The sequence below is a fragment of the Corynebacterium evansiae genome, assembly GCF_027570065.1.
GTDB lineage: Bacteria > Actinomycetota > Actinomycetes > Mycobacteriales > Mycobacteriaceae > Corynebacterium > Corynebacterium evansiae.
In genome coordinates this window covers 61285-75011 of sequence record NZ_JAKMUT010000009.1, presented here as the reverse complement: position 1 = coordinate 75011, position 13727 = coordinate 61285, and the positions used below count along the sequence as shown (strand labels likewise).

Annotated in this window: 10 protein-coding genes; 6 read left to right on the top strand and 4 right to left on the bottom strand. The window is 62.5% G+C overall.

Translation table 11 applies throughout. The features are described 5' to 3' along the window. On the top strand, positions 1 to 1335 hold a 1335-nt coding region (locus L8V00_RS09415; RefSeq protein WP_269944862.1), incomplete at its 5' end, for a hypothetical protein. 675 nt (positions 1336 to 2010) lie between these two features. Here the strand turns inward: L8V00_RS09415 and L8V00_RS09410 are convergent. The 3 genes from L8V00_RS09410 to L8V00_RS09400 form a co-directional block, all read right to left on the bottom strand. Next, positions 2011 to 3831 carry a phosphoenolpyruvate carboxykinase (GTP) gene (locus tag L8V00_RS09410; RefSeq protein WP_239317420.1) on the bottom strand — a complete coding sequence of 607 codons (1821 nt, stop codon included), beginning with the start codon at positions 3829 to 3831 and terminating at the stop codon, positions 2011 to 2013. 278 nt (positions 3832 to 4109) lie between these two features. Continuing rightward, entirely contained in the window at positions 4110 to 4736 is a 627-nt protein-coding gene (locus L8V00_RS09405; RefSeq protein WP_269944861.1) for a DUF6802 family protein, read from the bottom strand. Positions 4737 to 4759: 23 nt separating this feature from the next. Next, positions 4760 to 5665 carry a hypothetical protein gene (locus L8V00_RS09400; protein ID WP_034968540.1) on the bottom strand — a complete coding sequence of 302 codons (906 nt, stop codon included), beginning with the start codon at positions 5663 to 5665 and terminating at the stop codon, positions 4760 to 4762. A gap of 52 nt (positions 5666 to 5717) precedes the next feature. On the opposite strand from L8V00_RS09400, the gene trmB reads away from it, so the two are divergent. The 5 genes from trmB to L8V00_RS09375 all read left to right on the top strand — a co-directional run bounded on the left by trmB (position 5718) and on the right by L8V00_RS09375 (position 12737). After that, positions 5718 to 6482: a tRNA (guanosine(46)-N7)-methyltransferase TrmB gene (gene trmB, locus L8V00_RS09395; protein WP_035010206.1), complete on the top strand. Its 765-nt coding sequence runs from the start codon at positions 5718 to 5720 to the stop codon at positions 6480 to 6482. Positions 6483 to 6569: 87 nt separating this feature from the next. Next, positions 6570 to 8897 carry an MMPL family transporter gene (locus L8V00_RS09390; RefSeq protein ID WP_269944860.1) on the top strand — a complete coding sequence of 776 codons (2328 nt, stop codon included), beginning with the start codon at positions 6570 to 6572 and terminating at the stop codon, positions 8895 to 8897. Further along, complete coding sequence (locus L8V00_RS09385) at positions 8897 to 9967, top strand: lysylphosphatidylglycerol synthase transmembrane domain-containing protein (protein WP_269944859.1); 1071 nt, start codon at positions 8897 to 8899, stop codon at positions 9965 to 9967. Before L8V00_RS09390 ends, L8V00_RS09385 begins: the two co-directional genes overlap by 1 nt. Before the next feature lie 39 nt (positions 9968 to 10006). Continuing rightward, on the top strand, positions 10007 to 10492 hold the full coding sequence (locus tag L8V00_RS09380; protein WP_269944858.1) for a DUF3054 domain-containing protein: 486 nt from the start codon (positions 10007 to 10009) through the stop codon (positions 10490 to 10492). 142 nt (positions 10493 to 10634) lie between these two features. Next, positions 10635 to 12737 carry a PhoX family protein gene (locus L8V00_RS09375; RefSeq protein ID WP_035010203.1) on the top strand — a complete coding sequence of 701 codons (2103 nt, stop codon included), beginning with the start codon at positions 10635 to 10637 and terminating at the stop codon, positions 12735 to 12737. Between the two features lie 10 nt (positions 12738 to 12747). Here L8V00_RS09375 and L8V00_RS09370 read toward each other — a convergent pair whose 3' ends face one another. Further along, entirely contained in the window at positions 12748 to 13656 is a 909-nt protein-coding gene (locus L8V00_RS09370; RefSeq protein WP_034968510.1) for a LysR family transcriptional regulator, read from the bottom strand. Positions 13657 to 13727: the final 71 nt, after the last annotated feature.

The window sequence follows — 13727 nt, the reverse complement described above, 5'->3', positions numbered from 1 at the left end:
GCCCTCACCCATCTCACCTCGAAAACCAATGGCCACGGAGGCGTCCACGCGAAGCGGGGTCGGTGGCGAGTTGGGGCTGTGGGCGTCATGACCATAGCGGCTTTAGCAATGACCAGCTGTTCGAGCGACGAACCGCAGGACAACACGGCGGCAAGCAGTACAAATAGGGGCGATGCGAAGAGCGGCGAGAAGGCGGAAGCAAAGGCCGACCCGACGCAGCAGGCGATCGATGCGTACAAGGATGTTTTGAAAGATCCGGAAAAGTACGAGCGCGACCATTCCGAACGCGACGATTATCACCCGACTGGGACTTATTCCTATGCACTGATTGAGGCGAATAATGATGAAGTTCCGGAGCTATTGCTCAAGAATGATTGCAAGTATTTCTCACCGGTGACTTTTATTGCAATTGGCCAGGATGGAAAGCCCTTTGCCGTGGATAGAGAACTGGTGGCAGGCGCGGGAACCACTGCAGCTCGGGCTAACGTAGCGGCTTCCAGCGAGGGCGACGGAATCTACGAATGGTCTTACACAAGCGGGCGCCCGGAAGTGCCAACGATTCATTACAATTTCGACGGCAAGCAGCTCACCGAGGGCGAGAAAAGCGAATGGAGCCAGGTCACGGGCACTCCAGCTGAGCAGGTTGAGTTGGAATGGTACGTCACCGACGACGCGAACGGACTGAAGAAGAACCAGTCTGGCTCTAACTTCGGATCCGGCGAATCTTCCGCGAAATCCGATAGCTCCAATAGCAAGGATAAAAGTAAGAAAAAGAAGGGGAAAAAGCCTAATTCCGATCTGCCTGCGGGTTACGTGAAGAAGGGTGACAGAAAGGAAGGCAACAAACCCAATCCTGATGGCGACGCCTCGGCTTCCGCGAATAAGGACCTCCCCGAAGGCGCTTACGCGAAGGCCGGTGGGCCGATTCCTTCGGATGCTCTCGAAGCAACGGTTGTAAGGCGCTATAAGGAGTCTTACCTGCACGACCGGGCGGTATTTCAGTCACCAAGCGGAAATATCAAGTGTGCAGTAGACGCTTCTTTCGCAGGATGTGGAATTCCCTCTTACCGCGATACGAAACCCTACGGATACAGCAAAACCGTTGGTGCAAACTGGTGGGTGGATTTCAAGAACTGGAAACTCATGCCAAGGGACGATGTGCCGCCTTACGCTCCCGATGATGGCGGTTCAGAAATCGAGGATGTGCCCTACGGCAAGACCATTTACTTCGGCGACCATGTCTGCCACTCGGAATACAACGGCATGACGTGTTGGAACGCAAAAACTGGTAAGGGCGCGTTTATGAGTATTAGCAAGACGGAGTTCTTCGGTTAGGACGGGTTCTTACCGATTTTAGCCTTCTTATTCAACTAAATAAGAGTCTCCCGGCTATCCATCTTTGAGCCCCCTGCTCCGTTTGGCACCACGCAACTATTCGCGCAGGAATCTACAACGATTACACCGCACCTGTACAGGTAAACATAACCACTAACGGCAGCGAAGCCATCGCCACCATGACGTAAATCTTCAACACCAACATTGTTGCCAAATACCGTGTGGACGAGTTTTTCGCCCCTTGGAACTCCAGTCGTTCCTCGCTGTCGGCCTGGTCGTGCTCCCAGTCGGCTGGGACTTCGGCTTAAATGTCGTAAAAGTTGCAAAACGTTATTGGGTACATTTTTCATCTACATAAAATGCCTGGTCAGAGCGTTTTCTTCAACCAGAGGTGTGCGCCGAATTTTACGTTTTGCAACTTTTCCGACATTTAACCCTAGCCCTGGAGTTAGCCGAAGGAGGAAGTGGCGGCGCGGCGCGCAGAAACGGCGCTGGGACGGTTTAACAAACACAGCCCCCAGAGGCCTGGGCACAAAGAAAGCGCCGGGAGGTTTTCCTCCCGGCGCTTCGCCTATTTCTGCGCCTAGCGCCAGCACGCTCGCGGACGCGAGCTACCAGCGCTACACGCGAGCTACCCGCGCTACACAGCGCAGCGCCATCAGGCGCAACTAACAGCTACTTCGCAGCCTCCACGCGCTCCTTCAGGCCCTTGAACTCGTCCCAGACCTCGGACGGAACCTTCGGACCCAGGAACTTCAGCCATTCCTCGTTGTCGGCCAGGTCACGCTCCCAGTCAGCCGGGTTCACAGCCAGAGCCTCGCGGATGTCCTCCTCGGTCTCCTTCAGGCCATCGGTGTCGATGTCCTCGAAGCGAGCGGTGTAGCCAACAACAGTCTCGTCGGCCTCCACGCGGCCCTCGATGCGGTCGATGATCCACTTCAGCACGCGGGAGTTCTCGCCGAAGCCCGGCCACAGGAAGCGGCCGTCCTCGCCACGGCGGAACCAGTTCACCAGGAAGACCTCCGGCATCTTGTCGCCGCCCTTGTTGCCCATGTTGATCCAGTGCTGCAGGTAGTCACCCGCGTTGTAGCCGATGAACGGCAGCATGGCCATCGGGTCGTGGCGCAGGGAGCCAACGGCAGCCTCCGCAGCAGCGGCGGTCTGGCCGGAAGCCAGGGTGGCGCCGATGAAGGTGGCGTGGTTCCAGTCGCGAGCCTGGGTCACCAGCGGCACGGTGTCCGCACGGCGACCGCCGAACAGGATGGCGGAAACCGGCACGCCCTTCGGGTCGTTGAACTCCGGTGCGGCAACCGGGCACTGCTCGATCGGCACGCAGTAGCGGGAGTTCGGGTGTGCGGCCTTGTTGCCGGAATCCGGGGTCCACTCGTTGCCCAGCCAGTCGATGAGGTGCTGCGGCTCGCCTTCCTTGGACTCCCACCAGACGTTGTTGTCGTCGGTCAGGGCCACGTTGGTGTACAGGGTGTTGCCCGGCTCCATGGACTTCATGGCCATCGGGTTGGAAGCGTAGTTGGTGCCCGGTGCCACGCCGAAGAAGCCGTTCTCCGGGTTCACGGCGTACAGGCGACCATCCTCACCGAAGTGCAGCCATGCGATGTCGTCGCCGACGACCTCTGCCCGCCAGCCCGGGATGGTCGGCTGGATCATGGCCAGGTTGGTCTTGCCGCACGCGGACGGGAAGGCAGCACAGATGTAGTAGGCCTTGTCCTCCGGGCTGATCAGCTTCAGGATCAGCATGTGCTCTGCCATCCAGCCCTCGTCGCGCCCCATGGCGGAGGCGATGCGCAGCGCGTAGCACTTCTTAGCCAGGATGGCGTTGCCGCCGTAGCCGGAGCCGTAGGACCAGATCTCGCGATCCTCCGGGAAGTGGGTGATGTACTTCGTGTCGTTGCACGGCCAGGTGGAGTCTTCCTGACCCGGCTCCAGCGGAGCGCCCACGGAGTGCAGGCCCTTCACGAACTCGCCGTTCTCGCCGATCTTGTCCAGGGCTTCCTTACCCATGCGGGTCATGATGCGCATGGACATAACCACGTACGGGGAGTCGGTGATTTCGATGCCCAGCTTCGGGGACGGGTCGGTAATCGGGCCCATGCAGAAAGGCACGATGTACATGCGGCGGCCCTTCATGGAGCCGGAGAAGTGCTCGCGCATCTCGGCACGCATCTGCTCCGGGTCCATCCAGTTGTTGGTGGGGCCGGCGTCTTCCTCAGTCTTGGAGCAGATGAAGGTGCGGGATTCCACGCGCGCAACGTCAGACGGGTTGGAGCGCGCCAGGAAGGAGTTCGGCTGTGCCTTTTCGTCCAGCTTGATCAGTGTGCCGTGCTCGACCAGCTGCTCTGCCAGCTGGTTCCACTCCTCCTCGGAGCCGTCACAGAACACGACTGATTCTGGCTGGAAGAGCTCCACGGCCTCCTCGATCCAGTTCAGCATTTCCTGGTTCTTGGTGGGCGCCTCGCCGACAAGCCCTCGAATGGTCATCGATTTTCTCCCTACGTGTTTGTGTCCCACAACCCGGCCCGGCCAAATATGCACAAACATTCAATAGCCGACCGTCGGTTTAAACTTCCAGTTCAAACCCGGTTGTATTCATTATTAACTCTACTAAATCCTGCGGTTTTTGGGCATTCAATATAGCTGTGATCTGTAATTATCCGGGCCTGTGCAAAGACACAGGTATCCCTTCCACCCCCAGACTATCGTGAAGCGCCGGGGCCGTGGTTTGGTTCCGTGGCCAGTGGTTGTACGTCACACCCCGACTAACCCCATTCCCCCCGATCAACGCATTTCCAGGCGTCGGTTTGCCATCGCCCCTTCCCCGGATCGGGGGTATCGTCGTTCTTTCTTTGTGACGCCCCTTCGGCCTCACCGGTCTCTATCCACCGCCAGGCTGACCATTGTCCGTCGTAGGAAACTGAGGAGACGTAGTCCACTTTGCCGTCGCCATCCGTATCGCTGAGGATGCTCATTCCCTGGTCGTCGGCGATGGTGACGGACTCTTCCACGCCTCCGCTGCCGTACCACGCGCGGGCGCCCGGGTCGGCGCCTGGGTCGGCGCTCGAGTTGCTCCCCGGGCTGGCGCCAGAGTGGCTTTCCGAGCGGCTTTCCGGGTGGGCGCCTGAGTGGGCGCCACCGCGCTGGCCGGGCGCCCGATTGGGGTCGTGGGCGTTGGGATCGTGAGAGTTGAGTTCGTCCACGTAGTATTCGCGGCCGCCGTACTCGACGGTCAGCCCGCTGCCGAGCCCGCTGCCGAGCCCGCCGCCGAGGCCTCCCAGGCTGCCCGGGTTGCCCGGCGCGCCGCCGTGCAGCTCGTGCAACTCGTGGGCGCCGATCAGATCTGCCAGAGGGTTCTGCGGTGTGATCCCGTCATCTGGGAAGTCAAACATGCCCATATCCATTAGGTCACCCATTAGTTCGCCTCCATCGCCAGGCTGCGGATGCGGGGCGCCACCGGCGGGATCTCCAACCGGGCAACCACCTCCGTCACCACTGCCGACCAATGCTGTCTAAGTACTGCGTCTTCCTTTGCCGCGCGGGCTTTCAGCGCCTCGGAGCGCAGCATGACCAGCCGCGCCCCCACCACCGCCAGAGTCACTAGCACGCCAACAATCACGCCAACCACCGGCCCGGAAAGCCTGCCGACCATCGTTCCCAGCCCCAGCCCTGCCGCCAGGCCGGCCGCGGCGGCCAACACCACACTCGCCCGCGAGCCCACCGCCGCGGCGGGCCGGGCCGGGGCATCCTCCTGCGCCTCTGGGAGCGCGGGGAAGACCACGCCCTGCTCCAGCACCGCCAAGCGCAGCCGCGCCATGAAGACAGCGTGCAGATACTCGAACCTGTCAGCGCCGGCATCCTCCAGCACCTCCTGGGCGATCCGGGTCGCGCTCAGCCGCGTGGCGATGCGCACCCGGTCCAGCCGTTCGGCATCCGCCCGGCGCGCCTGCACCTCCCACTCGTTTACATCGACGCACAGCTCCCGGATCCACTCGCACACCTCGTCCGCGTCCTCGCACCAGACCCAGCCTGGGGTGTCGGCCCATTCAGACGAGGGGGCGTCACTACCAAAGGGCCAGAGCAACACCACACCCATAGCCTGCGCGACGGCCCGGGCGACCTCGCGATCCTCCGCGGTGGCGTGCCCCACCGCCGCAACAACAACATCGGGATGTCGCTCCGGGCCAGCACCCTCCACAACCTCGAAGCGCTCCCCCGCCGTGCTTGAACTTGTCTTAGCTTCCACCCGCGTGCGCAACTGCGCGGCGCACTCGGCGACCACGCGCGCATCCGGGCCAATGACCGAAATGGTCTTCAACATCTTTGTTAGCTCCCCCACTTGGCTTAAGACATTCCGCAGGCCATCTGCAAGAATGGTCTGGATGAATAATTCCGATAACACGCCAGGCAGCCTTCCCCCAGGCCGCCCACTACAGACAGAGTTTAACGACGGTCGCGACTATCCGCGACTGGGAAACTTTAGCTTCCGGCGCGGCACCCTGACCGACAACCAGGAGGCCCTGTGGAACGAACACTGGCCTAAGCTGGGCAAAGTCCTCGCCGACGAGGTCATCGACCTGCCCGAATGGTTCGGCCGCGATGCCGAAACAATTGTGGAAATTGGCTCCGGAACGGGCACCTCGACCGCCGCGATGGCGCCGTTGGAAGCGGACAAGAACATCGTCGCCGTCGAACTCTACCGCCCCGGGCTGGCCAAGCTGCTGGGTTCCGTGGTGCGCGGCGATGTTCACAATGTGCGCATGATCCGCGGCGACGGCGTGGAAGTTCTGCAGCGTATGTTCGCGCCAGAGTCGCTATCCGGCGTGCGCATCTACTTCCCGGACCCGTGGCCCAAGGCCCGCCACCACAAGCGGCGCATCGTGCAATCCGGCACGCTGCACCTGATCGCCTCCCGCCTCAAGCCGGGCGGCATTCTGCACATCGCCACCGACCACGCGGACTACGCAGAGTGGATCGACGAACTGGTAGAGGTCGAGGAGCAGCTGGAATACCTGGGCTGGCCCGAGGACCAGTCGGACATTCCGCAGCTGACGGATCGCCAGGTGATCACCAAGTTTGAGGGCAAGGGCCTGGACAAGGAACACATCATCCGCGAGTACCTGTGGCGGAAGAAATAGCTAACACACCCCGGAAAATTTGCTGTTCGCCCTGGTCGGCTTCGTAGACTAGAGGGAATTCTGGCGTTATAGAAAGGACCACTCACGTTGTTTAGCTCTTGGGGCGATGTCGCCTACCGGTTCCGCCGGCTGATCCCTTTGGTGATCATCGCGGCGATCCTGGTGCTGTATGTCGTCGCCGGGCTGAAACTGGCCGACCGGATGAGCCAGGAGGGGTGGGACGACCCGAACTCGCAGTCCACGAAGGCTGCGCAGATCGAGCAAGAGGTTTTTGGTCGTGACGCCAACGGGGATGTCATCCTGATGGTCACCGGCGATAAGCCGGGGTCTGCAACCTCGGACGAGGTCAAGCAGTCCATCACCCAGCAGATCGAGCAGCTGCGCAAGGATCACCCCGACGAAATCGGGGGTGTGACCAGCTACTTCAACCGCGGCCCGGCGGCCATGGCCAACCCGGACGGCACCGCGGCCTTCGCCTCCATCGGGCTGCAGGGCATCGAAGACGATGTGCTGATTAACTTCCGCAAGATCGAGGACGACCTGCGGGCTATCAGCGCCCCGGGCGTGGATGTGAAGATCGCCGGCGCCACGGCGGTTTCGGACTCCCTGGACGAGGGCATGGCCGGCGACATTCACCGTGCCGAGATCTACGCACTGCCCGCCGTGGGCCTGCTGCTGCTGATCGTTTTCGGCGGACTGATCGCCGCGTTTATGCCGCTGCTGGTGGGCGGCCTGTCGATCTTGGGCTCCATGGGTGTGCTGGCGATCCTGGCCAGCTTCACGCAGATCAACGTGTTCGCGCAGTCCGTGGTCACGCTGCTGGGCCTGGGCCTGGCCATCGACTACGGCCTGTTCATGGTCTCCCGCTTCCGCGAGGAGATGGCGGAGGGCCACGACACCCGCACCGCTGTGCGCAACACCACCGCCACCGCGGGCAAGACTGTGGTTTTCTCCGCTGCGATGGTGGCCGTGGCGCTGTCCGGGTTGTTCATCTTCCCGCAGGCCTTCCTGAAGTCCGTGGCCTTCGGCGCGATCTCCGCTGTGGGTCTGGCCGCGCTGCTGTCCGTAGCTGTGCTGCCGAGTATCTTCGCGATGCTGGGGCCGAACATCGACAAGTGGTCGTTTAAGAAGAAGCGGACCCGTCGCCGCTCCGAGCAGGTCGAAGGCATTTGGGGCCGTATCCCGGCCTTTGCCATGCGCCACTCGAAGCTATTTACGGTCGTGATCGTCGGCGGCATGCTGCTGATGGCGGTGCCGATTGCGGGCATCAAGCTGGGTGGCATGAACGAGACCTACCTGCCGCCGTCGAACCAGACGCGCGTGAACCAGGAGGAGTTCACCGAGAAGTTCCCGCAGTTCCGCACCGACCCGATCAAGCTGGTCATCGAGGGCGATTCCAAGACCGTGGCTGCGGTCTACAAGGAGGCCAACGCGGTTCCGGGGCTGACGGCCCCGTTCCAGGTCTCGCGCCCCACGAAGGACGACGTGACGGTGCTGTCCACCGGCATTGCAGACCGCGATGATAACGACCGCATCGTCAATGCTCTGGAGGACATCAACGTCGACGGCGCCAACGTGTACGTCGCCGGCACCCCGGCCCTGGAGGTCGAGTCCATCGACGCGCTGTTCGAGAAGTTGCCGTGGATGTTGCTGTATATCGTGCTGGTCAGCTTCGTGCTGATGGCCATGATCTTCGGCTCGCTGATCATTCCGGCCAAGGCCGTGATCATGAACATCCTGGGCACCGGCGCGACCCTCGGCCTGTTGACGCTGATCTTCGTCGACGGCCACGGCGCGGACATGTTCAACTTCACCGCCGGGCCGCTGACCTCGCCGGTGCTGGTACTGATCATCGCCATCGTCTTCGGTCTCTCGACCGACTATGAGGTGTTCCTGGTCTCCCGCATGGTGGAGGCCCGCGCCCGTGGCGCGTCGACGGATCAGGCGATCCGCTTCGGCACGGCCACCACCGGCAGCATCATCACCGCCGCCGCGCTGATCATGATCGTGGTCTGCGGTGCCTTCGGGTTCTCCTCGATCGTGATGATGAAGTACATCGCCTTCGGCATGGTCATCGCTCTACTCCTCGACGCCACAATCATCCGCATGCTCCTCGTTCCGTCCGTCATGCACCTGCTGGGCACCGACAACTGGTGGGCTCCCAAGTGGGTCAAGCGCCTGTCGGAGAAGGTTGGGCACAACGAGCAGCTGGAATCCTCGCCGCACGAGGCAACGCCTGCTGCCCGTTCGTCGCGGGTGACGGTTGCGGAACTTTCTGGTGTGGACGCCATCGCCCCCGTGCCCGCCCAGCACCCCGGTGAGGCTCCCGCACGTCAGCGGAACCTGCCTTTCGCGGAGCTGATGCGGCGCGTCGAAGAAAGCCGCAATAATGCCGACGGCGGGGGCGAGCGCTAATGCGTGAATTGTGGCGGCGCACAGAAGTCAGGACTCTGCTCTGCCTGGCGCTGATTGCCATCATCGCCTTCCTCGCCCGGGAGCACCTGCACTTCATCGGCGACGGCTGGCGCGAGCTGGCCCACGCCGACAAGCGCTGGATCGGTCTGGCCATCCTGGCTCTCGCTGCCTCTATGGTCGCGCAGGCCGAGGTGATGGTGGTGCTGCTGCGCAGCGCCGGGGTGAAGGTGAAGCGCATCAGCGCCAATTCGCTAGGGCTGGCAGCTAACGCCTGGTCCTCGACTTTCCCCGGCGGGCCCGCACTGTCGGCAGCCATGATCTTCCGCGAGCAGCTCAAGTGGGGAGCCACTCCCGTCATTGCCAGCTGGTACATGCTGCTCTCCGGCGCGCTGGCTGGCGGCGGCATGGCGATCCTGGCCATCGGCGCAGTCTTCTTCCTGGGGCTGACAGTGAAGCCCTTGACGTTGGCCATGTCCCTGGTCGCCCTCGTCGCGCTGGCGATTCTCACCAACTGGGTGGCAAAGAACCGGGACAAGGTGGAGCGTTGGCTAGTCAACCGACTGCGGACTTTCAACGCCCGTCGCGGCAAGCCCGTCGACCGCTTCACCGACAGCGTCCGCGGGTTCTCCCGCCAGCTGTCGGCCGTGGAACTGCCGCTGACCAAGCTCGCCGCCGCAATCGCCGCCAGCCTGGGCAACTGGGTTTTCGAGATCCTCTGCCTGCTGGCCTGCATCTACGCCATCGGCGCCACCCCACCCATCGCGGGCGTGGTGCTGGCCTTCCTCACCGCCAAGCTGGTGGGGCAAGCGCAGGTCACCCCCGGCGGACTTGGGCCGGTGGATGTTGCACTGACCAGTGCCCTGGTCGGGTTCGGCACCCTGACCTCCGTCCAGGCATTCGGAGCCGTCATCGTCTTCCGCATGCTCAGCTTCGTCGGCCTCGCGTTGGTTGGCTGGATCGTCTTCTTCGCTACCAAGATGGTCAACCCCAAAGGCAATGCTGACGATGCGGCGGCGGAGACGGGGCGTCAAGAAGAAAGGCAGGAAGAACCCGTCGGCAGGGCACGCTAAGGCTAAACTAGGCCAACTAGGCACAGTAAGATTAGGGGCATGAGCAACCTCGATAGCACCTCCACTGGAGACACCCCCGGCACCACCCAGCGATCGCCGGGGGTTGCGCTGTTTCTCGACGTGATCGCCGTCCTGCTGTTTGCGCTGCTGGCGCGCATTGCGCACAACACTCCGGAGATGCCGCTGAGCTTCGGCGGCTGGCTGGATACCTCCTGGCCTTTCCTCATCGGTGTGGCGATCGCCTGGGCTCTGCTGTGGATCGGCGTGGTTCGACCGGGTGGCGCCAAGGGGACGGGCTTCAGCGGTTTCGAGTTCTCCACCGGTGCGTTGGTCTGGATCGTCAACGTGATCGCCGGGCTGGGGATCTGGGGCGTGCGCCACGGGGAGGTCCCCCATTGGTCTTTCATGATCGTAGCCACCGTGATGAGCGGCCTGTTGCTGTTCGGTTGGCGCGGAATGTTCCGCCTCGGGCGGCTGCGCAGACTGTCGCGTATGAAGCGCATGGGCCGAATGTTCGGCAAGTGAAGCACATTTCAGCTTAATTAACCTGACGTACATCTTCGCGCTACGTCAGGTTCGTTCGCGTTGCTTAAGGTCTTGTAAGCCATCTGCAGTTAGCTACTGACGAAGACTGACAAACACTGACGAACACTGAGGAGAGATCCCCATGGGCCTTAAGGGTCGCAACCTGCTGAAGAAGATGGACTTCACGTCCAGCCGTTCCCACCGCACCTGCGTGTACAAGTGCGGCGACGCTTGCTCCAAGCCGGTGAACAACAAGTCCGACAACAACTACTTCATGGACCTGATCCAGGGCACCTTCTCGCGCCGCACCGCACTGCGCGCCGGTGGTGCCGCCATGGTCACCGTTGGCGGCGCTTCCTTCCTGGCAGCTTGCAGCGACGACAACGGTGAGGGCAACAACGCCAAGGGCAGCAACGGCGAGAACAATGGCGGTTCCGGCAACAGCGCAGACGCTCCGGACGGCCTGAAGTTCGAAATGGTCGAGCCGAACACCAAGGACGAGGTTGTTGTTCCGGCCGGCTACAAGTCCGAGGTTGTTATCCGCTGGGGCGACCCGGTCGAGGAAGGCGCCGAGGAGTTCGACGTAGACAACCAGACCGCGGAGCAGGCCGCTAAGCAGTACGGCTTCAACTGCGACTTCGCGGCACTGCTGCCGATCGAGGGCGAGGACAACCGCTTCCTGCTGGTCTCTAACCACGAGTACACCACCCCGCAGCAGATGATCCCGGACTACGACCTGGAGAACCCCTCCAAGGAGCACGTGGACATCGAGCTGGCCAACCACGGCATGTCCATCGTCGAGGTTGAGGGCAACGACAAGGACGGCAAGCTCAAGCCTGTCATGGGCAAGTACAACCGTCGCCTGACCGGCAACACCGAGTTCGAGCTGCGTGGCCCGATTGTTGGCCACAAGCTGGTGAAGACCTCTGACGACAAGGAAGGCAAGATCGTCAAGGGAACCTTCAACAACTGCTCCGGTGGCGTGACCCCGTGGGGCACCATCCTCTCCGGCGAGGAGAACGTTGACCAGTACTTCGCTGGTGGCGAGAACGTTAAGGACGAGAAGGTCCGCGAGCGCCTGAGCCGCTACGGCATCGAGGATGCCAAGACCGCTCGTCAGTGGGAGAAGCACTACGACCGCTTCGACGTGACCAAGGAGCCCAACGAGCCGAACCGCTTCAACTACGTGGTTGAGGTAAACCCGTGGGATCCGAAGTCCACCCCGGTGAAGCACACTGCTCTGGGCCGCTTCAAGCACGAGGGCTCCAACATCCACGTCACCAACGACGGCACCGTGGTTGCGTACTCCGGCGACGACTCCCGCTTCGAGTACATCTACAAGTTCGTCTCCTCCCGCAAGATCCGCAGCGGCAACACCGACAAGGATCGCGAAGAGAACATGAAGATCCTGGACGAGGGCACCCTATACGTTGCCACCTTCGAGGGCAACAACAAGGACTTCGACCCGGAGAACCCGCCAAAGGGCGAGGAGTGCGACGGCACCGGCAAGTGGATCAAGCTGGTTACCGTCAAGGAGGACGGCTCCGCCGAGTCGCACGTCGACGGCATGTCCGCTGAAGAGGTCATCATCTACACCCGTGAGGCTGGCGACAAGGTCGGCGCTACCAAGATGGACCGCCCGGAGGATGTCGAGCCGCACCCGACCACCGGCAAGATCTACGCTGCGATGACCAACAACAAGTACCGCGGCGTGCAGGAAGAGGGCAAGGACTACGAAGAGGTCAAGGAGTACGCCCCGATCAAGGAGAACAAGAACGGCATGGTTCTCGAGATCGAGGACGACTTCACCGGCGAGGAACTCAAGTGGAACCTGCTGCTTGTCTGTGGTGACCCGGACGAGGCCGAGACCTACTTCGGCGGCTTCGACAAGTCCAAGGTCTCCCCGATCTCCTGCCCGGACAACGTCACCTTCGACTCCTTCGGCAACCTGTGGGTTTCCACCGACGGCAACGCCCTGGAGTCCAATGACGGCCTATTCGCTGTCGCCCTGGAGGGCGAGACCCGCGGTCTGACCAAGCAGTTCCTGACTGTCCCGGCTGGCGCCGAGACCTGTGGCCCGCTGGTCTTCGACAAGCGCGTGATCGTCAACGTTCAGCACCCGGGTGAGGACGAAGAGGCCACCGTCAAGACCTCTACCTCCCACTGGCCGGATGGCGGCGATTCCATCGCCCGCCCGGCCACCGTGGTTGCCTGGAAGGACGACTTCGGCACCATCGGCGCTTAAGGTTCAGCGCCTAGCCGAAGCGCAGCCTGCCGTCGCGCCGGACCGCCTGGTCCACGACGAACGCGCGGAACGCCTCGGCGGCGGGCGCCGACCGAGCCCGTGCGCTCCAGACCATTCCCAGCTCCCTCTCGCGGTCTTCCTCGAGGGGGAGCATTTCTATGCCCGCGACCACCAGATTCGGGTCCCCCATCGGCAGCAGGGCCACGCCCAGTCCGGCGCTTACCAGTCCCGCCATCGTGGTCAGCTCCATCGACTCAAATACCAGGCGTGGCCGGAAGCCCGCCGCGGCCGCCAGATCGTCCAACAGCATACGGGTTCCGTACCCCGGCAGCATGGCCACGAAGGGCTCGTCCGCGGCCTCTGCGATGCTAATGCTTGTGCGCCCCGCCCAGCGGTGGTTCGTCGGCACCGCCATTGCCAGCCTCTGGGTGGCCAGCTGCTGCCATCGCACTTCGCCAGCCTCCACCAGCGCATGGGGCTTCGGCCCCACCATCGCCACATCGGATTCCCCCGCAATTACACGGTCCGTCAGTGGCCGTGCGGCGCCTTGCACCAGCTCGAACTTCACCTGCGGGTGCGCGTTTCTGAACTCCCGCAGCAGCTGCGGCACCATCCACGTTCCCAGCGAGTGCATGAAGTCCACGCGCACGGTTCCCCGCTCCGGATCCATCAGCCGGTGTACCTCGTCGACTCCCCGCTGCCACGCTTCGTCGGCCTCGCGGGCATACCTGGCCAGCGCGGCTCCGCATTCGTTGAGGGCGAGGTGCCTGCCGTTGCGGTCGAACAGCTCCGCACCGAGCTCTCTTTCCAGCGCCGATAGCCTCCGCGAAAGCGCCGACTGACTGATCCCCAGGCGCAGCGACGTATCCACCATGTTCTGGGTTTCAGCCAGGTCCAGGAGCCACGTTAGGTCTTTCACGCTCTGTACCTTCCTTCTTGCCCTTCTTATCGACGCCCACACTTCAGCATATGCGCTAGCCGGGACAACTA